The organism is Kitasatospora sp. NPDC059648, assembly GCF_042734825.1.
Classification (GTDB): domain Bacteria; phylum Actinomycetota; class Actinomycetes; order Streptomycetales; family Streptomycetaceae; genus Kitasatospora.
In genome coordinates this window covers 57387-80968 of record NZ_JBHWDU010000010.1, presented here as the reverse complement: position 1 = coordinate 80968, position 23582 = coordinate 57387, and the positions used below count along the sequence as shown (strand labels likewise).

Genomic DNA, 23582 nt, shown 5'->3' with positions numbered 1-23582 from the left:
GCACCGCCCCGAGGAGAGAACAGTCATGGCCGACCACTCCCCCGCCCTCCTGCTCGCCGCCATCGAGATCGGCGCCTCCGCCCGCGCCCACGGCAACCACCCCTTCGGCGCGCTGCTCACCGACCCGTCCGGCACCGTCCTGCTCACGGCCGAGAACACCGTGTTGACGGACCACGACGTCACCGCCCACGCGGAGACCAACCTGGTCCGCCAGGCCTCGCGCACCCTGGCGCCGCACCAGCTCGCCGAGGCGACCCTCTACTCCAGCACCGAGCCCTGCGCGATGTGCGCCGGCGCCATCTACTGGAGCGGCATCCGCCGGGTCGTGTACGCGCTCGCCGCCACCGAGCTGAACGCCATCGCGGGCGTGGACCCGGACGAGCCGGTGCTCGAACTGCCCTGCCGGACGGTCTTCGCGGCCGGCGGCAACACGGTCGAGGTGTCCGGCCCGTTCCTCTTCGAGGAGGCCTCCGCGGTCCACGTGGGCTACTGGGGGTAGTCGGGGCCCGGCGGTCGGCCGGGCAGCTCCCGGGAGCTGCGGGGCCGACCGCCGTCCCCGCCGCCCCGGGCGCCACCGGTTGCTCCGATGGGGTGCTCCGTCGCTCGCTCGGAGGGAGGATCGCGACGGCCTGCGCGCCCGGACGGGGCGGTTCGCACTAGGTTGCCCGCTATGGACGGAAACCAGGGCACCGACCCGTCTCCGGACGGCCTGTCGGACCGCGACGAGCGGGTGGGCACGCCCCCGGCCGGGCCGACGCGCGGCGAGCGCGCCGTGCGCGCCGTCGACGGGCGGCTCCCGCTGGCCGAGGCGGGGAGGGAACTGCTCCGCAAGGTGTTCCCCGACCACTGGTCGTTCCTGCTGGGCGAGCTGGCGCTGTACAGCTTCGTCGTCCTGCTGCTGACCGGGGTCTTCCTCACCTTCTTCTTCATCCCGAGCATGACCGACCTCGACTACCACGGCCCCTACCTGCCGCTGCGCGGGGTGCGGATGTCCGAGGCCTACGCCTCGACGCTGCGGATCAGCTTCGAGGTGCGTGGCGGCCTGATGATCCGGCAGATCCACCACTGGGCGGCCCTGCTGTTCACCTCGTCGATCTGCGCCCACCTGCTGCGCGTGTTCTTCACCGGTGCCTTCCGCCGGCCGCGGGAGCTGAACTGGGTGATCGGGGTGACCATGTTCGCCCTCGCCCTGCTGGAGGGCTTCTCCGGCTACTCGCTGCCGGACGACTCCCTCTCCGGGACCGGGCTGAGGATCGCCGAGGGCGTCCTGCTCTCCGTACCGGTGGTCGGCACCTACCTCAGCTTCTTCGTCTTCGGCGGCGAGTTCCCCGGACACGCGATCGTCCCGCGGCTGTTCACCGTGCACATCCTCCTGGTGCCCGGGCTGCTGCTGGCGCTGATCGGCGCCCACCTGACCCTGGTGGTGGTGCTCAAGCACACCCAGTGGGCCGAGCCCGGCCGCACCAACCGCAACGTGGTGGGGCACCCGTTCTTCCCCCAGTTCCTGACCCGCACCACCGGCCTGGCGTTCACCGTCGGCGGCATCCTGGCGCTGTCCGCGATGCTCGCGGAGATCAACCCGATCTGGCGCTACAGTGCCTACCGGCCCGACGTCGTCGGGGCGGGCGCCCAGCCCGACTGGTACATCGGCTTCATCGAGGGCGCCCTGCGGCTGATGCCCGCCGTCGAGACCGGGGTGCTCGGGCACACCGTCTCCTGGAACGCCTTCCTGCCCGCGCTGGTGCTGCCCGGCCTGCTGTTCGCGGGGCTGTACGCCTACCCCTTCGCGGAGCGCTGGCTGACCCCGGCCGGCGGCGAGCACCACCTGTGCGACCGGCCCCGCAACAAGCCCGTCCGCACCGGGCTGGGGGCGGCCGGGGTCGCCTTCTACACCGTGCTGCTCGTCGCCGGCGGCAACGACGTGATCGCGTACTACTTCGGAGTCTCGGTCAACTCGCTGACCTGGGCGCTGCGGGCGGCGTTCGTCCTGGCGCCGCCGCTCGCCTTCGTGGTGGCCCGCCGGCTCTGCCTGGCCCTCCAGGCCCGGGACCGCCGCCGGCTGCTGGAGGGCGACGAGACCGGCCGCATCGACCAGTCGATCGAGGGCGGTTTCGACGGACACCACCGGCCGGTCCCGGCCGCCGAGCGGTACGTGATGCTGGTCCGGGACGCGCCGCGGCCAGACGAGCCGCGGCCCGGGGCGCCGCGCCCCGAGCGGGTCCGGGCGGCGCTCGGCTCCTGGTACCACGGCGACTTGGTCGAGCTGCCCGCCTCCGAGCAGGAGTCCCGCGCCGTCACGGCCGTCCTGGCCGATCCGGTGCACCCCCCGGGGCCGGCCGTCGAACGGCCCGCGCACCCGAGGGGACGCGGGCCGCTGGGCCGGCTGTTCGGGTGGCTCAGGCCCCGTCGTCGCCGCGGTCGTGGTACTGGAAGATGAAGCCGAACACGGCGAAGCCGAGCAGCACCGCCCCGCAGACGATCAGCCACAGGGCGTACACCAGGCCCAGCGCGAACACCGTCACGCCCACCGCCGTGAGCACCGGGTAGCCGCTGCGGGGCGGGAAGAAGCCCTTCGACCCGGAGCTCTCCACGATCTCGGCGTCCTTGCGGTCCTCGGGCCGTCCGCCGCCCTTCCGCTGGTGCTGGACGAACCAGAACAGCGCGACCAGCGCCGACATCAGGAACGCCACCGTCAGGATCGCCTTGCCGGCCGGTTCCCGGGCCCAGAGTCCGTACACGAGCCCGGTCACCGCGAAGAACACCGTCATCACGGTGAACAGCCATCCCTCGGCCTTCATCGCCCGTCCTCCTCTCCGGTCCGGCCGGCGTGCGACTGTCCGGAAGTGCTCGACGACTCCTCCGCCGGCACCTCGGGGTGGTGCAGGTCGAAGGCCGGCGACTCGGAGCGGATCCGGGGCAGCACCCGGAAGTTGTGGTGCGGCGGCGGGCAGGAGGTGGCCCACTCGAGTGAGCGGCCCCAGCCCCACGGGTCGTCCTGCTCGACCGGGGTGCCGTGCCGGGTGGTGATCCAGACGTTGTAGAAGAACGGCAGATTGGAGACCCCGAGCAGGAAGGCGCCGATCGAGGCGACCACGTTGAGCGTGGTGAAGCCGTCCACCGCCAGGTACGTCGCGTAGCGCCGGGGCATGCCCTGGGCGCCCAGCCAGTGCATCACCAGGAAGGTGGTCTGGAACCCGACGAACAGGATCCAGAACTGCACCCTGCCGAGCCGCTCGTCGAGCATCTTCCCGGTGATCTTCGGCCACCAGAAGTAGAAGCCCCCGAAGGTCGCGAACACGACCGTCCCGAACAGGACGTAGTGGAGGTGGGCCACCACGAAGTAGCTGTCGGTGACGTGGAAGTCGATCGGCGGCGCGGCCAGCAGGACTCCGCTCAGGCCGCCGAACAGGAAGGTCACCAGGAACCCGATGGACCACAGCATCGGGGTCTCGAAGGACAGCGAGCCGTTCCACATGGTCCCGATCCAGTTGAAGAACTTCACCCCGGTGGGCACCGCGATGAGGAAGGACATCATCGAGAAGAAGGGCAGCAGCACCTGCCCGGTGGCGAACATGTGGTGGGCCCACACCGACATCGACAGGGAGGTGATGGCGACGGTCGCGCCGATCATCCCGTAGTAGCCGAACATCGGCTTGCGGCTGAAGACCGGGATGATCTCGGTGACGATGCCGAAGAACGGCACCGCGACGATGTACACCTCCGGATGGCCGAAGAACCAGAACAGGTGCTGCCACAGCAGCGCCCCGCCGTTGGCCGGGTCGTAGACGTGGGCGCCGAACTTGCGGTCCGCCTCCAGCAGCAGCAGGGCGGCGGTGAGCACCGGGAAGGCCAGCAGCACCATGATCGAGGTGAACAGCACGTTCCAGGTGAAGATCGGCATCCGGAACAGCGTCATCCCCGGCGCCCGCAGGCAGGTGATGGTGGTGATGAAGTTGACCGCGCCGAGGATCGTCCCGAGCCCGGCCACCACCAGGCCGAGCGCCCACAGGTCCCCGCCCAGCCCCGGCGAGTGCGCCGGGCCGTTCAGCGGCGCGTACGCGAACCAGCCGAAGGCGGGGGCCCCGCCCGTGGTGAGGAAGCCGCTCAGCACCGTCAGCCCGCCCAGCAGGAAGGCCCAGTAGGTGAAGGCGTTCAGCCGGGGGAAGGCCACGTCGGGGGCGCCGATCTGCAGCGGCATGATCGCGTTGGCGAAGCCCGCGAAGGTCGGGGTGGCGAACAGCAGCAGCATGATCGTGCCGTGCATGGTGAACATCTGGTTGTACTGCTCGTTCGACAGGAACCCGGTGTCGGGACCCAGCAACTGCGTCCGCATCAGCAGCGCCATCAGGCCCCCCACCAGGAAGAACCCGAAGGCCGTCACCAGGTAGAGGTTGCCGATCACCTTGTGGTCGGTGGTGAACAGCCAGCCGAGCAGTCTGCTGCCCCGTCGCACCCTCGCCTGGGTGCGCGGCGGCGCGGCCGTGTCGGACGCACTCATGGAACCTCCGTGATGGAGCCGATGACGCCCCCCGGCGGGACCCTAGCGGCGGTGGGGGGGGGGGTGCCGGGGGCCCCCGGCGCCCCCCCCCCCGGGGCCCCGCGCCGCCGCTCACCCCAGAAGAGCGCACGCTCATGCCATTTGCTCTCGGAGTGGTAGGACTCCAGTCGGAGAATCCGAGTAGTCCCGTTCGATGTCGGTGCGATGCCAGGCTCCAGCGAGAGCTTCACCTGCGCCGGGGGAGTGATCCCCGAGCCGGATACGGAGCAGGTGGACACGAGCCTTGGCGCCCGGATCTTTGATGCCCCGGCGCACATGGCCAGGTTCCGATCCCTGCTCGCCCGGTTCGAGGCACGCGCGCTCTCGGAGGAGGAAACCCGAGAGTTCATCGGATCCATCAAGAAGGAAATGGAAAGCAAGCGTGAATAGTTCTGTGTGGCGAAAGTCCAGCTACTCCGCCGCAAACGACGAATGCGTCGAGGTGCGCTCCGCTGGCGGACTGGTCGAGCTACGCGAGTCCGACGACGGCGAGGTCACAGTCCGTACCACCCCCCCGCCAGGTTCCTCCGAGCCGCCCAGGAAGGCGAGTTCGACCACCACGCCAACTGACGCCGGTGAGCCTTCGCTCCGCAGAGCGAAGGCCTGCTGTTCGTGGCCTGCACGCGGGCCAGGGAAGCCCTCTCCGTCTCCTGGCACGGCACCCCGAGCAGCTTCCTCAGCCCGGTCCTCCCCCCACGTCCGGAGCGGCGTCGGCAGCCTCACGCCCGGCGGCCAGCCGCAACAGCGGCCCGATCCGCCCGTCCTGCTGCGTACCGAGTTTCTCCAGCAGCCGCGCGGGTCATTGTGCCGGACGGCCGTATCCGCGCGAACCGGTTCGCCGAAACCGGGGCGACGACGCGGAGGATTTGCCGGGGGCGCGGTGGGGTGGGGTAATGGGTGGGGTGGGGTAATGAGAGACGGCCGGTGTTTCAACGTCCCGTGAGAGACCCGGGAGCTTGTGATGAGCGGTGGGCCGGAACCGATCAGTGCCGAGGGGATGCGGGCGGTGCGCGAGGAGTTGGCGCAGCTGCGGGTGGAGCGGGGGGAGGTGGCCGCGACGCTGCGGAAGGACGATCCGGCGGGGGATCCCGCGGATGCCGCCGACGAACTGCAGCGGGCCTCCGACGTGACGCGGCTGGACCGGCGGATCGCCGAGCTGGAGGGGCGGTTGCGGGAGGCCGAGGCGGCCGGGGCGCCGTCGACGGAGGAGATCGGGGTGGGCTCGACCGTCACCGTGCGGTTCTCGGACGGTGAGGAGGAGACCGTCGAGATCTCCGAGCTGGCGGAGGAACGGGAGATGACCCTGGTGACCTACGACAGCCCTCTGGGGCAGGCACTGCTGGGCCGCCACGCCGGGGAGACGGTGAACTACGAGACGCCGGGCGGTGCGGCGAGCGCGGTCGTGCTGGCGGTCGGGAACGACCGGTAGGCCCGCCGACGGTCCGGTCGCCGCCACGGGGGAGGATTCATCCGTACACCGGACCGAACCCGAGGAGCCGACGACGATGGGCCGAGTGACCGTTCCGCGCAGGGTACTGCGACTGCGCCAGGGCACCGCCTCGCACCGCCCCGACACCCTCGCCGCCGAGGAGCCGATGGAGATCCGGGTCGGCGGCCGTCCGCTGACGGTGACCATGCGCACCCCCGGCAGCGACTTCGACCTGGCGGCCGGCTTCCTGGTGAGCGAGGGCGTGCTGCACTCCGCCGACCACCTGGCCGGGATCCGCTACTGCGCCGGGGCCACCGCCGACGGCGGCAACACCTACAACGTGGTGGACGTGGTGCTCGCCGCCGGAGTACCCGCCCCGGACGCCTCGCTGGAGCGCAACTTCTACACCACCTCCTCCTGCGGCCTGTGCGGCAAGGCCAGCCTGGACGCGGTGCGCACCACCGCGCCGTGGAGCGTCGCCGAGGACGGGCTGCGGGTCACCCCCGAGCTGCTCTCCGCGCTGCCCGACCGGCTGCGCGCCGCCCAGAAGGTCTTCGACAGCACCGGCGGCCTGCACGCGGCCGGACTGTTCGACGCCGAGGGCCGGCTGCTCTGCCTGCGCGAGGACGTGGGCCGGCACAACGCGGTGGACAAGGTGGTCGGCCACGCGCTGCGCGAGGGCCTGCTCCCGGCGCGCGGCACGGTGCTGATGGTCAGCGGCCGGGCCTCCTTCGAGCTGGTCCAGAAGGCCGTGATGGCCGGCATCCCGATGCTCGCCGCCGTCTCCGCGCCCTCCTCCCTGGCGGCGGACCTCGCCGAGGAGAGCGGCCTGACCCTGGTCGGCTTCCTGCGCGGCGACTCGATGAACGTCTACACCCGCACGGACCGGGTCGAGACCGGTACGGAGCGGATCGCGACCGGAACGGACCGGGTCGAGACCGCCCCGGGGAACACTTCCCGGGACAGCGCGTAGCCGGTCGGGGCTAGTCGGAGGGCTGGGGCGTCCAGCGGTGCAGGCCCTTGCGGTCGTAGTAGCGGGTCATCCCGAAGCCGAAGGCCAGGGCCAGCACCACCCCGACGGCGATCATGGTCCAGCCGCGGGCCAGTCCTGCGTCGGAGCGCGCGTCGAAGAAGAGGATCGCCCTGATGCCGTCGCTCAGCTGGCGCATCGGCTCGAAGGCGCCGAGGAAGCGGTAGAAGCCCGGCACCGCCTGCAGCGGGACGGTCGCCCCGGAGGACGGCAGGGCCAGGGCGATGAAGACGAACATGGACACCAGCTGCCCGATCCCCCCGAAAGCGGCGTTGATGGCCTGCACCCCGAGGCCGACGGCCAGGCTGGCGCAGTAGGCGAAGAGCCAGAGCATCCCCATGTGCGGGGCGTCCATGCCGAGGATGCCGACCGTGCAGAGCAGCACCAGCGAGGTGGTGAGCAGCATGATCCCGGCGGTCATCACCATCTTGAGCAGCAGGGTCTGGGTGCGGCTGATCGGTACGGTCGGGCGGCGGGTGTGCCAGGGGCCGATCTCGCTGTCGCTGTAGCCGAGCGCGCCGTCGACGCCGTTGTGGATGATGTTGCCGCCGATGAAGCCGCTCAGGACGGACAGCAGGGTGTAGTAGAAGGCGCTCAGGCCGAGCCCGCTGTGGCTGCCGATCGGTCCGGCCTTGGTGGTGACGGCGAACGGGTCGGCGAGCAGCAGCCGGGCGGTGGCGCCGCCGTCCGGTCCGGAGGCCTTCGAGGCGGGTACGGCGGCCAGGAGTTGCCTGCCGGCGGCGAGCGAGGCCTGGTGGGCGGCCCCCTGGGCGATCTGCGAGGCCAATGAGGCGCCCAGGCTGCCCAGGCCCGGGTTGGTGAGGACGGTGAGGGTGGGCCGGCCGGTGGCGCGGCCGGTGGTCAGTCCGGTGACGGCGGCGGTGAAGTCCTCGGGGACGAAGAGCGCGGCGTAGACCTTGCCGGAGGCGATCAGGTCGTGGGCGCCCGCGTCGTCGGTCTGCTTCCAGTCGACGGTCTCGCCGGGTGTGCCGGCCACCACCGCCCTGGTCAGCTGGGTGCCGAAGTTCACCGGCTGCCCGGGCGGCGGCGCGCCCCGGTCGGCGTTGACCAGGGCGATCGGCAGCCGGTGCAGGTTGCCGTTCGGGTTGACGATGCCGCCCATGTAGAGCAGCGAGAGCACCACGGCCACCAGGGCGCACAGGATGCCCGGGAAGAGCCACAGTTTCGGCTTCCGGGCGAGCGCCAGTGCCCTCGCCTGCCGGTGAGCCCCCTGGGAGCCTGCGCTCGCCATGCCACCCCTCGGTTCCGGGCACGGGCCGGTGCCGTGCCGCTGCAGGTACGGCGGGAAGTCGTTCCGTGGGCGCGTGGCGGTCAAACCCGCTTCACCCGGTCGGCGTCCTCGCCGAGGCTGGTGCCGGGCACGCGGGTGCTGGCTGTCTACGCCTGGCGGGTGCCGTCGAGGTAGGCGAGGACGGCGAGGACGCGGCGGTTGTCGTCGTCGGAGGCGCCGAGGCCGAGTTTGGCGAAGATGTTGGAGGTGTGTTTGCTGACCGCGCCCTCGCTGAAGTGGAGGCGCCCCGCGATGGCCGCGTTGGAGCGGCCCTCGGCCATCATCGCGAGGACGTCGCGTTCGCGCGGGGTGAGCATCGCGAGGGGCTCGTCGTAGGCGTTGCGGGCGAGGAGGCGGGCGATGACCTGGGGGTCCATGACGGTGCCGCCCGCGGCGACGGTGTGGACGGCGTCGACGAACTGGTCGGCCTTGGAGACCCGGTCCTTGAGCAGGTAGCCGACGCCGCCGGCGCCGTCCGCGATCAGTTCGCGGGCGTAGAGCTGTTCGACGTGCTGGGAGAGGACCAGGACGGGCAGGCCGGGCTGTTCGCGACGGGCGGCGAGCGCGACCTAGAGGCCCTCGTCGGAGTAGGTGGGGGGCAGGCGGACGTCGACCACGGCGATGTCCGGGCGGTGTTCGGCGAGGGCGGCGGCCAGTTCGGGCCCGCTCTCCACGGCGGCGACGATGTCGTGGCCGTGGGCGCTCAGCAGCAGTTCCAGTCCGTCCCTCAGCAGGACGAGGTCCTCGGCGAGGACAACGCGCACGGCAACTCCATGATCAGCCTGGTCGGGCCCCCCGGGGGGCTGGTCAGCGTGAGCGTACCGTCGAACACCGCCAGTCTGCGCTGGATGCCCCGCAGGCCGCTGCCGCCGACGGGGTCGGCGCCGCCGGTGCCGTCGTCGGTCACCTCGGCGCGCAGCAGTCCGGCCGCGTGGGTGAGTTCCACCGTGGCGTGCCGGGCGTCGCCGTGCTTGACCGCGTTGGTGAGCGCCTCGCTGACGGCGAAGTACACCGCCGACTCCACCGGCGCCTCGGCCCGGCCGGGCAGTTCGGCCCGTACCTCGACCTTCAGCGGCACGTCCAGCGCGAGCGCCCGCACCCCCTCGGCCAGGCCGCGCTCGGCGAGCACCGGCGGGTGGATGCCCCGCACCAGGTCGCGCAGTTCCTGCAGCGCCTGGGTGACGTTCTCCTGGGCGTCCGTCACCACCTGCTTCGCCTTCTCCGGATCGCGGTCGATCAGCGGCACGACCGCGCCGAGCCGGAGGCTGACCGCGACCAGCCTGGCCTGGGCGCCGTCGTGCAGATCCCGCTCGATCCGGCGCAGTTCGGCGGCCTGGGCCTCGGTGGCGTCGAGCCGGATCTCGGTGAGCTGCTCGACCCGCTGGGCAAGGCGGGAGCGTTCGGTGGGGCCGAGCAGGGTGCGGGTCCACCGGCCGTGAAGGTGCAGGGCGGGCCGGGCGAGGGCGAGCCCGGCGGGGACGAGGACGAGTCCGAGGAGCGGGCCGAGGAGGCCGGGCAGCGGCAACAGACCGTATCCGAGGCCGTGTTGGGGCAGGACGGGCTGCGCCAGCCCGTACAGGCCGTAGCCGGCCAGCAGCGGGGTCGCGGCCGCGATCGCGCCGCCGACCAGCGGGTCGGCGAGCAGCCAGCCGGCGTCGCGCCAGGTCGCCGGGTCGTTCCAGAGCCAGCGCAGGGTGCGGGCGAAGGACGCGAACCAGCGGCTCTTGTGGTAGTCGTGGCCGGTCCAGAACCAGCCGTGCAGGGTGCGTTCCAGCGGCGGGAGCGGCACGTAGGGCACCGGTACGGGCACCTGCGACCAGTGGCCGGAGGCCCACCGGGCGGCGTCGGCGAGGGAGCGGACCAGCCTGGTGACCGCCGGGAACAGCGGGACCATCCCGAGGCAGCCCCAGAGCAGGAACGAGGCCAGGTAGAGCACGGCCAGCAGCGCCCCGACCGGGACGAGGAGCGTGAGGACGGCGAGGCGCCCGAGCGCCCGGACGGCGCTGCGCAGCGCCTCGGCGCCTCGGGACTGCGGGGTGCTCACGGGACCTCCCGGGGCCGGGTCGAATGCTGGACGATCATGATGGCAGTGGGTCCGCCCGGCCCACCCCCCGCTCCTACTCCCGCTCGGCGGCGTGCTTGGCGCGGATCAGCCGGTGCACCCCGAAGAAGCAGACCGCGCCCAGCAGGACGAACCCCGCCGCCACCGGCACCTGCCAGCCCTGCGGCAGGTACAGGGCCAGGAACCAGCTCCGGTTCGCCGGTGCGAGCAGCGACATCCCCAGCGCCACCACGCCCTGCGGGGCGACGCTCAGCACCCCGGCCGTCACCAGCAGCCCGGCGAGCGCCGTACGGCGGCGGGACAGGGCGTCCAGCCGTGCCCGCCGCTCCTGCTCCTCGGGCGAGCGGTCCGGCTCCGTCCCCCGCCGAACGCCCTTGCGCATCACGTCGAGCAGCTCCGGCCCCCGGGTCCCCAGCCGGTGCCGGGCCGCCCGGCCGAGCCACCGGGCGTACAGCAGCCCGGCACCGAGGCCGACCGCCGTCCCCGCCCACCGCAGCGGCGCGCTGTGCAGCAGGGTGCCGGCCAGGACGACGCCGGCGGCGGGCAGGGTGGCCAGAAGCCAGGGCCAGGCCCGGCCGTCGGGGCCGGCGAGGGTGGCGGCCACGGTGAGCAGCAGGGCGGCCGGGCCGACGACCAGCAGCCAGGCCCACTGCCGGGCCCGGACGTCGATCCGCTCGGCTCCGGGGGCGACCAGGGTCAGCCAGAGGGCGCCCGCGTCCAGGCCGTACAGGCTGGAGCCGAGTGCGCAAAGGAACCGCTCGGCACCACGAGGTCCACCCCGTCCACGGCGGTGTGCGCCCCGAACCGCTTGCGCAGCCCCGCCAACCGCAGCGCGGGCGCCCCCTCCGCCACCTCCGGCCGGGGTCCCTGCCCCGACCGCGCCCTTCCCCGCACGACGTCCTCCCCGATCCCGGCCCTCACCTGACGCCCGCCCCGCTCCGGGCGGCTCGTGATCGAATCTAGGGAGGACGGACCGTCGGCGGAATCCAGCTGCACCCCGGGCGGGGGTGGGCCTGGACCCACCCCCGGCCAGGCCGGCCGATCAGCACTGCGCGGGCGGCCTCACACCGTCCATGTGTGTTGAGCCTTCCCCGAGGCTCGGAAGCGGGCGCAGCGGAGAGGGCTCAGCCGACCCGGACGGTGAACTGGCGCCTGGTCTGCTCCGGGCCGCCGGAGAACGTCCCGCCCAGACTGTCGCGGTAGTCGACGTGCAGGGCGACGGTGGTCCGGCCCGGCTGCTGGGCGGCGCGGAAGACGAAGTCGAAATGGCCGCCGGAGTCCGCGCCGACCGCACCGGTCAGGTCCGACAGGCCGAAGTTCCGGACGTACTCGGCGCCCACGCTCTGCACCACGGCGGGATCGGGAGCCTCGGCGACGGTCCAGACGTCGCCCCACGACCGGTGGGCGCTCACCTCGATCGAGAACAACTGGCCCGGTCTGACGACGAGTTCACCCGAGGTGGCGGTGAACACCGTGCCGTGGTCGAGCTTCCCGGTGGTCATCCGGTGGATCGCCACCGCACCCGCCGCGCCCGCGAGCGCCAGCACGGCGACCACCGCGACGAGCACCCGGCGCCACGTCCGCTTCCGCGGGCGAGTACCGCCCCCGACGCCGTCCGACCCCATGGCCCATCCCCCGATACCCCGCCGTGCCGCACAAGATCGCCGGACAGCATAACGGCAGCCGCACGGCCTCCGACCGGTGAGGAGACCGGGGTCGGCCGACCACCGGCGGAGCGGGCGCGATATTCCGTCAGCACCACCCGGTGTGATCAACCGGGATCTCCGAGTAAGGTCCAGCCACGACGACGCGCCCCCGGACCGAGGAGTGTGACCGTGCCCGACCATGAGCGGCAGGCAGGCCAGTTCGAGCACCTTCGGCCGCGGATGCTCGCCCTCGCCTACCCGCTGCTGGGGTCGTTCGACGAAGCCGAGGAGGCCGTGCGGAAGGCCTGGGCCAGGCTCGCCCGGATCAATCCGGCGGAGGTGACGGACCTGGCCGCCTGGCTGACGGTGGTGACGAGCCGGGTCTGTCTGGACCTCCTGGGCGCACGGCCGGGGCAGGCAGGACAGGAAGGGCTGCGGCTGCCGGATGCGGTGGTCGAAGCGGAGGCGTCCGGCGAGCCCGGCCGCAGCGCCCCGGTCGGCCTCGCCCTGCTGGTCGCGCTGGACGCGCTGGCCCCCGCCGAGCGGGTCGCCTTCGTGCTGCAGGACCTGGTGCGGCTGCACGTCGACCAGGTGGCGACCGTCCTGGAGCGGACCACGGCGGACACCCGCAGACTCGCCGAGCAGGCCCGACGCCGGGTGCAGGAGGCGCGCGAGGCGGACGGCGAGGGCAGCCCCGCCGTACGCCGCAGGCTGGTCGATGCCTTCTGCGCGGCGGTGCTGGACGGCGACCCGGCGGCGCTGGCGGCCGCCCTGGAACCGGAGGCGGCGCTGCACGCGGACGGCTGGCATCCGCTCCGCGGCGCCCAGCAGGTGGCACAGCGGGCCGTGACGCTCTGCCAGGGCGGACCGGCGTTCACCGCGGTGCTGGTCAACGGCTCCCCCGGCGCGCTGGTCACCAGGGACGGCGTGCCGACCGCGGTGCTGGGCTTCGCCGTCCGGGCGGGCCGGATCAGCCGCGTCCAGTTTCTGCTGGACCCGCGGCGGCTGGCCGCGATCGACGTCGACGCCCTCCCCCGATGGTGACGCGCCGGCCCCGAGTCCGGTCCGACGAGCTCAGCCCGGCCTTGTGGCGCGTGCGCCGCAGGGCGGAGCACCGGCGACCGGCGACACCTAACGCGCCACCCACCGCCGCCCCACGGCGAGCACCACACCGGCGCAGGTGCTGCCCAGGAGGGCGCCCGCCAGGACGTCGCCCGGGTAGTGGACGCCGGTGTGGACCCGGGAGTAGCCGACGGCGCAGGCGAGCAGGGTGAGCGGGGTGGCGGCGGCGGGCAGGAGCGTGCCCACCGCGGTGGCCAGGGCGAAGGCCGAGGCGGTGTGGCCGGAGGGGAAGGAGGCCGAGACCGGCATCGGCACGTGCCGGTTGACCACCACCCGCGCCGCCTCGCGGTCGGGGCGGGGGCGGCGGACCAGGTGCTTGCCGAAAACGTTCGCGGTGAGGGAGGCGACGGCGACGGAGGCCGCGCCGGCCTGTCCGGCGCGGCGCCACCGGCCGGGGCCCAGGGTGAGGGCCGCCGCGATGGAGAGGTTGATCTTCGAGTGGTCGGCGGCCCGGGAGAGCGCCCGCAGGCCCGCGTCGAGGGCGGGCGTGTCGGTCGCCGCGACGGCGGCGTACACCGCGCCGTCGAGCGCGGCGAGGTCGTGCAGGACCGGGCCGGCGATGCGGCCGACGAGACGGCCGGTGACGCGGCCGGTCATGAGTGGCCACCCGTCCGGGACGGGCCCGTACGGCCCAGGGCGAGGCGGGTGACGTCCCGCCAGTCCCACCGGCGGGCACGGGCCTGCTGGGCCGGGTCCGCGCCGGGGCGGTCGCGCGGGACGCGCACCCGCAGGGCGCGGTGCCGCAGCGTGCAGACGACCGGGGTCGGCAGGGTGAGCGCCTCGCCGTCGACGGCGACGGGGATCTCGGGGGCGTCGGCGTGCACGGTGACCTGGCGCGCCGACAGCACCTTCAGCCCGCCGGCTCGCTCGCCCAGCAGGGCGAGTTCGGCCGCCTGGGCGGCGCTGTCGACGCGAATGCCGAGGACGCCCAGTACGCCGCCGTCCAGGCGCGGGCGGCGGCCGAGGTCGACCGGGTCGGGCGCGGCGTACAGGTTGTTGCTGACCAGCAGGGCCTGCGGCGCCTCGATGCGGTGGTCGTCGGCCTGGGCGGTCAGCCGGGTGCCGCCGTCGCCCACCAGCAGGTCGGGAAGGGTGTCCAGGGCGGTGGCGGTCTTGGCGTCGCGGTACTGGGGGCTCTGCACGATCTGGGCGTAGGCGCCGAAGGAGACGGTGTTGACGAAGGTCCGGTCGCCCACCCGGCCCAGGTCGACGACGAGTTCGACGCCATCGCGCAGGGCGTCCAGGCAGGTGGCGGGGTCGGCACGGTCGAGGCCGAGGTCCATCGCGAAGTGGTTGCGGGTGCCAGCGGAGACGACCAGGAACGGCAGGTCGTGCTCGGCGGCGACGGCGGCGACCAGTGCCTGGGTGCCGTCGCCCCCGGCGACGCCGAGCAGGTCGGCGCCCTCGGCGACGGCCCGGCGGGCGAGCTCGGCGACGTCCTGCCGCTGTGAGGGGTCGGAGGTGTCGAGCAGCACCACCCGGGCGCCCAGTTCCTCGGCTCGGCGGACGAGGTCGAAGCGTTCGACCTTCCCGCCACCGGACCTCGGGTTCATGATCAGCACCGGTCGGCGCGGCGGCGGGGCCTCCCGCACCGGCATCGGCCGGGCCGGCCGGGCGGCCCGCAGCGCGGCACGGGCACAGCCGAGCCCGACCAGCCACAGGGCCAGACCGATCACCGCGAGCAGCAGCACCTCGGCGGCGTAGGCGAGCACGATGACACCGATCGGCGCCGCGACGGCCAGCGCCGCGCCGGCGATCCGAGGCAGGGCCCGGCGGGTGATCGCCCACCAGGCTCCGGCGGCCATCAGCACCAGCCCGACGAGTTCGGCGAGCAGCACCAGCAGCCCGTGCGGGCCGGTGAGGACGAGCACCAGCACCGCCGCCAGCGCGCACAGCAGTGCGAGCCGCGCGAGCAGGCGCGGCCGGCGCCGGTCCACCACTTCGCTCATCAGCCCGCCCTCGTCCGCTCGTTCCCGCCGGTCGACCCCTCCGGACGACCGGCCGACCCCTCCGGTTGACCCACCGTAACCGGACGGGCCGCCCGGGGCGCGCCGAACGGGGCGCAGCGGTCAACGGACGGCTCGGCACGGCCGGTTCGGGAAGGGCGGCAGGGCTGGCCAGAATGTCCAAAAACAATTCCGGGGCGAGCGCGCCGCACGGATCGATCAACGAATCCGGGGCCTCCCCGCCGGAAGCCGTAGACGTGCACGAAGAATCTGCGTCCCCAATGGTCAGCAGCGCATCGCGTACGATAGCGCCGGGGATATGGCGAGAATTCGCCGGGTGCACGGAAACCCTCGGCGGGGGCTGTCCGGTTAATGCTGTGACTGTAGTGCCCACGGGGGAATCTGGTGTATACCAATACGCTGGGCGCGTTCCGGTTGACGGGGAGGAAGCATGCTGCTAAGGCTGCTGGGGGCGGTCGAACTGGTCCACGAGAAGCGCTCGCTCGACCTGGGCGGACCACGGCAGCGGGTGGTCCTGGCGATGCTCGGACTCAACGTCAACCGGACGGTCTCCACCGAACAACTGATCGACGCCGTGTGGGGGGACGCGCCGCCCACGACGGCCCGCGGGCAGATCCAGGTCGCCGTCTCCACCCTGCGCAAACGCTTCGCCCGGGCCGGACGGCCGGGGGCGATCATCACCCGCTCCCCCGGCTATGCCCTGGAGCTGGAGCCGGAGGACGTGGACAGCCTGGAGTTCGAGCGGCTGGTCGCGCTCGCCCGGGGGGAGAGCGGCGCGGGCCTCACCGAGCGGGCCGCGGCGACGATGCGCGAGGCGCTGGCGCTGTGGCGCGGCCCGGCCCTGGACGGGGTGCCCGGCGAGCTGGCGCAGCGCTCGGCGACCCACCTCAACGACCGCCGGCTGACGGTGCTGGAGGAGCGGGTCCGGCTCGACCTGCTGCTCGGCCGGCACGGTGAGCTCAGCGCCGAACTGGCCTCGCTGACCGCCCGCCACCCGCTGCGGGAGCGGCTGTACGGGCACCTGATGCTGGCCCTGTACCGCTCGGGCCGGCAGGCCGACGCCCTGGAGGCGTTCCAGCGGGCGCGCCGGGCGCTGGTCGAGGAGATCGGCATCGAGCCCGGGCAGGAGCTGCGGGAGCTGGAAGGCGCGATCCTCAACCAGTCCCCCGAGCTCGACCTGCCGGTGCGCCGCGACGGCCGCGCCCCCGCCGAGCCACCGACGCCCGCCGCGCCGCCCGCGGAGACCGCGTTCCGCCTCACCCCCCGCCAACTCCCCGCCAGCATCAGTGACTTCATCGGCCGCCGGGGCCAGCTCGACGAGATCAAGAAGCTGATCGTCCCCTCCGCCGGCGCCCAGGCACCCGGCTACGCGGTGCCGATCGTCAACATCTGCGGCCCCGGCGGCGTCGGCAAGTCGGCGCTGGCCGTCCGCGCCGCCCACGAGGCGGGCGCCCACTTCCCCGACGGCCACCTCTACGCCGACCTCCACACCCCGACCGCCGAGGCGGGCGGCGCCGGCGACGGCGAGAACCGGACCGGGACGCTGCTCGCCCGCTTCCTGCGGGCGGTCGGCGTGCCGGCCAAGGCGATACCGGACGACCCCCAGGAGCGGGCCGAGATGTACCGCAGCCGGCTGGCCGACAGCCGGGTCCTGGTGGTCCTGGACGGGGTGACCAGCGCGGAGCAGGTGACGCCGCTGCTTCCCGGCAGCGCCAGCTGCGCGGTGCTCGCGACCAGCCGGGCCCGGCTGGCCCGCGTCCCGGGCATCCACCAGGTGGACGTCGAGGTGTTCGAGATGTCCCACGCGCTGGACCTGCTGGCCGGGATCATCGGCCGGGCGCGGGTCCAGGCGGAGCTGGACACCGCCGTCGAGCTGGTGCACCTGTGCGACGGGCTGCCGCTGGCGCTGCGGATCGCCGGGGCCCGGCTGGCCTCGCACCCGCACTGGCCGGTCGAGCGGCTGGTGCAGCGGCTGCGCAACGAGCGCCAGCGGCTGGACGAACTCAGCCACCACGGGCTCGAACTGCGCTCCACCATCAGCCTCACCTACCGTGCCCTGCCGCCCTCCGCGCAGCGGCTGTTCCGGCTGTTCTCGCTGGTCCAGCTGCCCGACGCGCCCGCCTGGATCGCGGCCGCGCTGCTGGACACCGACCCGGTCACCGCCGAGGACACCCTCGACCTGCTGGTCGAGGCCCAGGTGATGGACATCGTCCAGTACCCGAACCGGCCGGGGCCGCGCTACCGCTTCCACGACCTGGTCCGCGCCTACGCCCACGAGCAGCTGACGGCGACCGAGAGCGCGGCCGAGCGGCAGGCCGCGCTGGCCCGGATGCTGGGCGGCTGGCTGGCCCTGGCCGAGGACGCCCACCGCCGGGAGTACGGCGGCGACTACACCGTCATCCACGGCCGCGCCGAGCGCTGGCGGCCGCCGCAGTCCTCCGCCACCGGCCCGGCCGGCGCCGGGGTGGACGGCTGGGACACCGAACGGCTGGCGCTGGTGACGGCCGTCCGGCAGGCCGCCGCGGCCGGGCTGGACGAACTCTGCTGGGATCTCGCGCTCACCTCCGTCACCCTGTTCGAGGCCAAGGGGCACTTCGACGACTGGGAGGAGACCGCCCGGCTCGCCCAGGAGGTGGCGGTACGGGCCGGCAACCCGGTCGGCCAGGCCGCGATGCTCTACTCGCTGGGCACCCTGCACATGTTCCAGACCCGGCACGAGCAGGCCCAGGAGCACTTCGCGCTCGCCCGGGAGCTGTTCGAGGCGGCCGGGCACGACCACGGCCGCGCGCTGGTGCTGCGCAACGACGCCTTCCTCGACGGGGTGCGCGGCGACGACCTGGCGATGCGGGAGAAGTACGACGAGGCGCTGGCCGTGATGCGGCTGGTCGGCGACCGGATCGGCGAGGCCCACATCCTGCGCAGCCTGGCCGGCTGGTGGATGAGCGCGGGCAGCACCGAGCGGGCCCGCACCATGCTGGAGCAGGCCCTGGTGATCTGCCGGGCGGAGAGCTGCGTACGCGTGGAGGCCCAGGTGCTCCAGCGCTTCGCCGAGCTGCACCTGTCGGCCGACCGGACCGACCTGGCCGAGGACGCGCTGCAGGACGTCCTGGGGATCGTCCGGGCCGGCGGCGACCGGATCGGCGAGGCGTACGCACTGCACGGCCTCGGCACCGTACGGCAGCAGGAGGGCCGGCTCGACGGCGCGGTGGACGCGCTGACCCGCGCGCTGGACCTGTCCCAGCAGGTCGGCGAGCGGGCCGTGGAGGCCCGCTCGCGCTACGCGCTGGCCGGCATCGCGCTCGATCGGGGCGACCGCGCCGAGGCCGCCGGCCACCTGACGGCCTGCCGGACGCTGTTCGCCGAACTCGGCTCGAAGCCCTGGCTGGAACGCACCGAGGAGCTGCTCGCCGGCACCGGCCGGTCCCGGGAGCACCCGGACGGCTGTTGACCTACGACGCGTCCACCTGGCCGACCAGTCCGGCCAGCTCCGCCGGGGCGAGGCTGCCGGGCTCGCGGCCCTCCCGGGCCCAGCGGTTCACCAGGTCCTGGAACAGCTCGTTCACCGGCGTCGGCACCCCGCAGCCGCGGCCGAGCAGCACGATCTCCCCGTTCAGGTAGTCGACCTCGGCGGACCGGACCCCCCGCTTGAGGCTCTGCCAGGTCGAGCCGTGCCCCGCCCCGCCGCCGGGCGGCAGTTCGTCGACCGCGCCGCGGCGCAGCTCGGCCAGCTCGGCGGGGGCCGCGTACGCGATGCCCGAGCGCTCCAGCACCGCGACGGCCTCGGCCCGGGCCCGGACGGCGAGTTCGCCGGACTCCGCGCCGGGCCGCTGCCCGCACAGCGCGTCGACGGCGTTGGCCAGGTTGTTGACCAGCTTGCCGTACTTCCAGCGCAGCACGTCCTCGGCGACCACCGCCCGGAAGTCGGCCGCGGTCAGGTCCGCGGCGATCGCCCGGACGGTGTCGTCGGCGCCTTCCGGGTAGCGGCCCAGGACCAGCACGCCGGTGCGCGGCCCGCACCAGGTGCGCACCTCGCCGGGGGTGAGGAAGGCGGCCGGCAGCACCACCATGGCGCCGTACACCCGGCGGAAGCGGCGCAGCGCCAGCCGCTCGTTCTCCACCCCGTTCTGCAGGCACACCAGCGGCAGCCGGGCGCCGGCCCGGCCGCCGTCCGGCCCGACCGGCTGCTCGGCCCAGTCGGCCAGCGCGGCCCCGGTGTCCTGGGTCTTGACGGCCAGCAGCAGTACGTCGCCCTCGCGCAGCTCGACCTCGTGCGGTCCGGCCGCCACGGGGACGGGGACGGTCTCCGCCCCGGCCGGGCCGTGCACGGTGAGCCCGCGCTCGCGCAGGGCCGTGCCGTGGTCGCCGCGCGCCACCAGGACCACCCGGTGCCCGGCCCGGTGAAGCCGGGCGCCGACCACGCCGCCGACGGCCCCGGCGCCGATCACGATGTACCGCTTGTCCACTAGTCCTCCCAGCTGATCCCGCCCGCGTACCACGCGGCCAACTCCTCGGCGTTCGCCGCGATTTCGTCCGCGTCCCGGCCAATGATCACATAGCCGCCGAGGTAGTCCCCGGACTTCTCGCCGCCGTGGTAGCGGTGGCCGATCACGCCCTTGATCCGCTCCTCGACCACGAAGGACGGCGGGTCCTTCGGCAGCGCGGCCAGCCGGCCCCTGCCCGGGTAGAAGAGCACCCAGCCGCCGGAAGCCCCCGGTGCCGCGCCGCGCAGTTCCTCGCCCGGGGCGATCCGCTCGCCGAGCTGGGCGGCGAACCAGCGCCGGTCCAGGTCGAAGCCGGTGCAGGCGCGGATCGCACCGGTGGTGCGGGCCCCGCCGGTGCGGCTGGCCACCTCGCAGAGCACCAGGCGGTCGTCGGGAGTGCGGAAGACCTCCAGGTGGAAGTTGGTGCACTCGGGGGTGGGCAGCGCCGCCAGCACCGTCTCGGCGTACTCGATCAGCCGGTCCACCATCGGTTCGCCGCGGGTGAGCTGGGCCGATCCGAGGTAGCCGCCGGAGTGGAAGGTCAGGCAGTCGTTGAGGTAGTGGGAGACGAAGACGGCGGACAGCCGGCCCTCGGCGACCAGGCCGTCGACGACGTACATCCGGCCGTCGACGAAGCGCTCCACCTCGGCGTGGTCCGGGAGCCCCTCGGCGAGCAGTGCGGTGAGGTCGGCCTCGTCGCGCAGCACGCAGGTGCCCTTGGAGCCGGAGCCCAGGGCCGGCTTCACCACCACCGGGTAGCCGTGCTCCCGGATGAAGCCGAACAGGTCGAGGGCGATCCGCACCGGCGCGAACTCCGGTACCTCCAGGCCCTTTTCACGCAGAACCGTCTTCATCAGGACCTTGTCGCGGAAGGGCAGGGCGCTGTCCCAGTGCTGGCCGGGCAGGCCGAGCAGCTCGCGCAGCCGGGCGGCCCGCAGCACGTCCCGCTCGCCGCGGGCGATCACCGCGGCGAACCCCTCGCCCGCCAACTCCATGGCCACCCGCTCCAGTTCGCTGCTCCCGTGGTAGCCGACGATCGGCCGGGCCTCGGGCAGGTGGGCGTACTGCGGGTACTTCTCGGCCGACACCAGCAGGGTCAGCCGGACGCCGAGCTCGGCCGCCCAGACGTCGTACGGGGTGTCGGCGTGGTCGCTGTCCACCAGCACCAGGACGTGCCGGGCGGCGACCGCCACTCCGGCGGCGCGGTGCTGCCGCGACTGTGCTTCCGTCTCCATTGCTCCTCCAGTCGGGTGGTGGGCGGGGGTCAGCTCCGGACCAGGTCGGGCTGGGCCACCGGCCGCATGACGCCGTGCAGATGGACCAGGCTGTCGCCCGGCTCGCCCTGCCGGACCTCGTCGACGGCGGCGACCACCAGGTGGTGGTCGCCCACCGTACGGACGTCGTGCCGGGCGCAGACCAGCCAGCTCAGGCAGCCGTCGAGCAGCGGGACCCCGTGCGGTCCGGGGTGCCAGCGGGTGTCCGGGCCGAAGCGGTCGGCGCCCGGGGTGGCGAACAGCCGGGCCAGCTCCTGCTGGCGGGCGCCGAGGAGCTGGATGCCGAACCACTCGCTGTCCCGGACGTGCGGCCAGGTGCTGGACGTCTCGGCCAGGGCGAAGGAGACCAGGGCGGGCCGGGCGCTGACCGAGGTGAAGGAGGTGATCGTCACCCCGACCGGCCCGGGCCCGGTGAGCACCGCGATCCCGGCCGCGTGCGGGCGCAGCGCGCTGCGCAACTCCTGCTCGTCGACGCTCATCCGGCGGCTCCGGCGGCCTCACCCGTGGACGCCGCCGGTACCGGCTCGGTGCCCGGGCCCGGGGCGGCGCCGACCAGCCGGTCCGGGCGGGCGGCGATGGTGGCCAGGGTGCGGACCGGCGGACCGGTCTCGGCGGGCGAGGTCCGGATCGCGATCCGGGCGGCCAGTGCGCTCGCCCGCTCGGCCGCCTCACGGCCGTCCCGGCCGCGGGCCAGCACCAGTCCGCAGCGGTCGTAGGACCAGGCGATGGGCACCACGGTGTCGCCGGGGCCGACCGAGACGGAGGCGTCCACCACGTCCGGGTCGGCGAGCACCTCGGCCAGGCCCTCGACCGCGTCGACCACGCCCGGTTCGGCGGTCAGGAAGCGGATCGAGGCGCCGCGGGCCGGCTCCCCCGGTTCGACCGGCCCGGTGCGCCCGGCGTACCAGAGGAAGGCCAGCGCGTCGGTGTCGATGCCGTACACCTGCTGGACCAGGTCGGTGATCCGGTCGCCGCCGCGCCGGCTGTGCGACTCGACCAGCCGGGGGCCCTGCTCGGTGATGATCACCTCGGTGTGCGCGGGCCCGTCGGTCAGGCCGACCGCGTCGAGCATCGAGCGGACCAGCCCCTCGACCCGGCGGGCGGTGTCCGCCTCCAGCGGGGCGGGCTGGGTGTGGCCAACCTCGACGAAGGAGGCGAGCTTCTCCTTGGCCGTGTACGCGAGCACCACGTGCCGGCCGGCGAAGCTGAAGGTCTCCACGCTGATCTCGGTGCCCGACAGGAACTGCTCCATCAGGAAGGAGTGCAGCCCGAACCCGGCCGCCCAGGCGCCCGCCTCGTCGGCGGCCGCGAGGTCCTCGACGAACCGCACCCCGAGGCTGCCGGAGCCGTAGCGGGGCTTGATCACCGCCGGGCCGTGCTCGGCGACGAAGGCCCGGATGTCCGCGGCGGTGTGCCCGATCCGGGCCGCGACGGCGTCGACGCCGCGCTCGGCGAGCAGCGTGCGGAAGGCCAGCTTGTCCTGGAGCACCTGGACGAGTTCCAGCCCGTTGCCCGGCAGGCCGAGCCGGGTGGTCGCGGCGGCGGCCGGCTCCAGGCCGTCCTCGATGATCGAGACCACCCGGACCAGCGGGCGCAACCGGTGGACGGTGGCCAGCAGTTCGGCGACGGCGGCGGGCTCCCGGTAATCGACCAGATGGGCCTCGGCCACGTGGGCGAGGCCGGCCGGGTCGAGCTCTTGCGGGCCGTACACCCAGACGATCTCGAAGCCGGCCGCACGCACCTTGCGCAGGGTGGCGGGGGTGCCGCCGATGACGGCGATCCGCGGCGCGGCCGCCGCGTCGCTGTCGGCCCTGCCCCCGGTGCCGGCCCTCTCCTCGGTGGCGACCGTCCCCTCGGTCCCGGTCATGCCCGCAGCTCCCGTCCGGCCGCGGCCTCCAGCCAGCGGACCACCTCGACGTTGTCGGCGTCCTGCGACAGCTCGGCCCGGGCCTGCTCCCAGATCGCCCGGCAGGCCCGGCCGAGGTCGGAGCGGCCACCCGCGTCGTCGAGCAGCCGGTCGGCGATCCGCAGGTCCTTGAGCATCAGGCGCAGCGCGAAGCCGGAGTCGAAGCCACCGGTCAGCACGTGGGCCGGGAACTTGGTCTCGGAGGCGTGGTTGCGGCCGGTCGAGGCGTTGACCACCTCCAGCATCACCGCCGGTTCGAGGCCGAACGCCCGCCCGGCGAGCAGGACTTCGGCGGTCGCGGCAAGGCTGATCGAGGAGAGCAGGTTGTTCAGCGCCTTCAGCGCGTGGCCGGCGCCGGACGGGCCGACCCGGTACACCCGGCCGAGGGCGGTGAGCGCGGGCTCGGCCAGGTCGAGCGGCCCGGGGTCGCCGGCCGCCATCAGGGTCAGCTCGCCGCCCCGGGCCGCGGCCGGGCTGCCGGAGACCGGGGCGTCCACCACGTGCACGCCGAACCCGGCGGCCAGTTCCCGCAGTTCGCGGGTGTCGCCCGGGTCGCTGGATCCGGTGTCGGCCAGCACCGAGCCGGGCGCCATGGCCGGCAGCAGCCGTTCGGCGACCGCCCGTACGGCGGCGCCGTCCGGCAGCATGGTGACCACGACGGGCGCGGCCAGCTCCTCGGGCCGGGTGACGGCGGTGATACCGGGCTGCTCGGCGGCCCGCCCGGCGGCGGCGGTGTCCAGGTCGAAGACCGCCACCTCGAATCCGGCCTCGGCCAGGCGCCGGCACATGCCGCCACCCATGGTCCCGAGTCCGGCGAATCCGATCCGCATGGTCGGT

The 23582-nt window shown here is 73.9% G+C and carries 20 protein-coding genes and 2 pseudogenes; 8 read left to right on the top strand and 14 right to left on the bottom strand.

Annotated elements, in window-relative coordinates:
• Positions 1 to 25 precede the first annotated feature (25 nt).
• Together ACFV1W_RS09150 and ACFV1W_RS09145 are read left to right on the top strand one after the other, a co-directional pair.
• A complete protein-coding gene (locus ACFV1W_RS09150) occupies positions 26 to 499 on the top strand; it encodes a nucleoside deaminase (RefSeq protein WP_380414539.1) in 474 nt (157 codons plus the stop codon).
• 171 nt (positions 500 to 670) lie between these two features.
• Positions 671 to 2437 (top strand): cytochrome b N-terminal domain-containing protein, encoded by a 1767-nt coding sequence (locus tag ACFV1W_RS09145; protein ID WP_380414537.1) that lies wholly within the window; start codon positions 671 to 673, stop codon positions 2435 to 2437.
• Here ACFV1W_RS09145 and ACFV1W_RS09140 read toward each other — a convergent pair.
• Together ACFV1W_RS09140 and ctaD are read right to left on the bottom strand one after the other, a co-directional pair.
• On the bottom strand, positions 2397 to 2798 hold the full coding sequence (locus tag ACFV1W_RS09140) for a cytochrome c oxidase subunit 4 (RefSeq protein WP_380414535.1): 402 nt from the start codon (positions 2796 to 2798) through the stop codon (positions 2397 to 2399). The genes ACFV1W_RS09145 and ACFV1W_RS09140 overlap by 41 nt on opposite strands.
• Positions 2795 to 4498 carry a cytochrome c oxidase subunit I gene (gene ctaD / locus ACFV1W_RS09135; protein ID WP_380414533.1) on the bottom strand — a complete coding sequence of 568 codons (1704 nt, stop codon included), beginning with the start codon at positions 4496 to 4498 and terminating at the stop codon, positions 2795 to 2797. Before ctaD ends, ACFV1W_RS09140 begins: the two co-directional genes overlap by 4 nt.
• A 174-nt stretch (positions 4499 to 4672) precedes the next feature.
• On the opposite strand from ctaD, the gene ACFV1W_RS09130 reads away from it, so the two are divergent.
• The 4 genes and pseudogenes from ACFV1W_RS09130 (at position 4673) to fdhD (ending at position 6939) form a co-directional block, all read left to right on the top strand.
• A complete protein-coding gene (locus ACFV1W_RS09130; protein WP_380414686.1) occupies positions 4673 to 4927 on the top strand; it encodes a Scr1 family TA system antitoxin-like transcriptional regulator in 255 nt (84 codons plus the stop codon).
• Positions 4920 to 4994, top strand: a pseudogene (locus ACFV1W_RS09125) (DUF397 domain-containing protein); the annotation flags it as partial. The gene ACFV1W_RS09130 and the pseudogene ACFV1W_RS09125, both read left to right, overlap by 8 nt.
• Positions 4995 to 5498: 504 nt before the next feature.
• Positions 5499 to 5966, top strand: coding sequence for a GreA/GreB family elongation factor (locus tag ACFV1W_RS09120; RefSeq protein WP_380414531.1), 468 nt, complete (start codon positions 5499 to 5501; stop codon positions 5964 to 5966).
• Between the two features lie 76 nt (positions 5967 to 6042).
• Positions 6043 to 6939: a formate dehydrogenase accessory sulfurtransferase FdhD gene (fdhD, locus tag ACFV1W_RS09115; RefSeq protein ID WP_380414529.1), complete on the top strand. Its 897-nt coding sequence runs from the start codon at positions 6043 to 6045 to the stop codon at positions 6937 to 6939.
• 10 nt (positions 6940 to 6949) lie between these two features.
• On the opposite strand, the gene ACFV1W_RS09110 is transcribed toward fdhD, so the two are convergent.
• The 5 genes and pseudogenes from ACFV1W_RS09110 to ACFV1W_RS09090 form a co-directional block, all read right to left on the bottom strand.
• On the bottom strand, positions 6950 to 8248 hold the full coding sequence (locus ACFV1W_RS09110; RefSeq protein ID WP_380414527.1) for a YhgE/Pip domain-containing protein: 1299 nt from the start codon (positions 8246 to 8248) through the stop codon (positions 6950 to 6952).
• 146 nt (positions 8249 to 8394) lie between these two features.
• Positions 8395 to 9051, bottom strand: a pseudogene (locus tag ACFV1W_RS09105) (LuxR C-terminal-related transcriptional regulator).
• The gene (locus ACFV1W_RS09100) at positions 9015 to 10331 is read right to left on the bottom strand and encodes a sensor histidine kinase (RefSeq protein WP_380414525.1); all 1317 of its coding nucleotides are present in this window, start codon (positions 10329 to 10331) and stop codon (positions 9015 to 9017) included. Before ACFV1W_RS09100 ends, ACFV1W_RS09105 begins: the two are co-directional and overlap by 37 nt.
• Before the next feature lie 73 nt (positions 10332 to 10404).
• On the bottom strand, positions 10405 to 10953 hold the full coding sequence (locus tag ACFV1W_RS09095; RefSeq protein ID WP_380414523.1) for a hypothetical protein: 549 nt from the start codon (positions 10951 to 10953) through the stop codon (positions 10405 to 10407).
• A gap of 520 nt (positions 10954 to 11473) precedes the next feature.
• On the bottom strand, positions 11474 to 11917 hold the full coding sequence (locus tag ACFV1W_RS09090; RefSeq protein WP_380414521.1) for a protease inhibitor I42 family protein: 444 nt from the start codon (positions 11915 to 11917) through the stop codon (positions 11474 to 11476).
• Between the two features lie 267 nt (positions 11918 to 12184).
• Between ACFV1W_RS09090 and ACFV1W_RS09085 the strand changes: the two genes are divergently transcribed.
• On the top strand, positions 12185 to 13039 hold the full coding sequence (locus tag ACFV1W_RS09085) for a sigma factor (protein WP_380414519.1): 855 nt from the start codon (positions 12185 to 12187) through the stop codon (positions 13037 to 13039).
• Positions 13040 to 13126: 87 nt separating this feature from the next.
• Here ACFV1W_RS09085 and ACFV1W_RS09080 read toward each other — a convergent pair whose 3' ends face one another.
• Both ACFV1W_RS09080 and ACFV1W_RS09075 read right to left on the bottom strand, forming a co-directional pair.
• The gene (locus ACFV1W_RS09080; protein WP_380414517.1) at positions 13127 to 13714 is read right to left on the bottom strand and encodes a phosphatase PAP2 family protein; all 588 of its coding nucleotides are present in this window, start codon (positions 13712 to 13714) and stop codon (positions 13127 to 13129) included.
• Positions 13711 to 15066, bottom strand: coding sequence for a diacylglycerol/lipid kinase family protein (locus ACFV1W_RS09075; RefSeq protein WP_380414515.1), 1356 nt, complete (start codon positions 15064 to 15066; stop codon positions 13711 to 13713). The genes ACFV1W_RS09080 and ACFV1W_RS09075 overlap by 4 nt, the downstream gene beginning before the upstream one ends.
• 448 nt (positions 15067 to 15514) lie before the next feature.
• Here ACFV1W_RS09075 and ACFV1W_RS09070 point away from each other — a divergent pair, with 448 nt between their 5' ends.
• Positions 15515 to 18532: a BTAD domain-containing putative transcriptional regulator gene (locus tag ACFV1W_RS09070; RefSeq protein WP_380414514.1), complete on the top strand. Its 3018-nt coding sequence runs from the start codon at positions 15515 to 15517 to the stop codon at positions 18530 to 18532.
• A gap of 1 nt (position 18533) precedes the next feature.
• Here ACFV1W_RS09070 and ACFV1W_RS09065 read toward each other — a convergent pair whose 3' ends face one another.
• From ACFV1W_RS09065 to ACFV1W_RS09045, 5 genes are read right to left on the bottom strand one after another with little or no spacing between them, the layout of a single operon-like run.
• Positions 18534 to 19547: a ketopantoate reductase family protein gene (locus ACFV1W_RS09065; RefSeq protein WP_380414512.1), complete on the bottom strand. Its 1014-nt coding sequence runs from the start codon at positions 19545 to 19547 to the stop codon at positions 18534 to 18536.
• Complete coding sequence (locus ACFV1W_RS09060; RefSeq protein ID WP_380414511.1) at positions 19547 to 20800, bottom strand: acetyl-CoA carboxylase biotin carboxylase subunit family protein; 1254 nt, start codon at positions 20798 to 20800, stop codon at positions 19547 to 19549. The genes ACFV1W_RS09065 and ACFV1W_RS09060 overlap by 1 nt, the downstream gene beginning before the upstream one ends.
• Positions 20801 to 20829: 29 nt before the next feature.
• The gene (locus tag ACFV1W_RS09055) at positions 20830 to 21318 is read right to left on the bottom strand and encodes a flavin reductase family protein (protein WP_380414509.1); all 489 of its coding nucleotides are present in this window, start codon (positions 21316 to 21318) and stop codon (positions 20830 to 20832) included.
• On the bottom strand, positions 21315 to 22706 hold the full coding sequence (locus ACFV1W_RS09050; protein WP_380414508.1) for an ATP-grasp domain-containing protein: 1392 nt from the start codon (positions 22704 to 22706) through the stop codon (positions 21315 to 21317). Before ACFV1W_RS09050 ends, ACFV1W_RS09055 begins: the two co-directional genes overlap by 4 nt.
• Positions 22703 to 23575: an NAD(P)-dependent oxidoreductase gene (locus tag ACFV1W_RS09045; protein ID WP_380414506.1), complete on the bottom strand. Its 873-nt coding sequence runs from the start codon at positions 23573 to 23575 to the stop codon at positions 22703 to 22705. Before ACFV1W_RS09045 ends, ACFV1W_RS09050 begins: the two co-directional genes overlap by 4 nt.
• Positions 23576 to 23582: the final 7 nt, after the last annotated feature.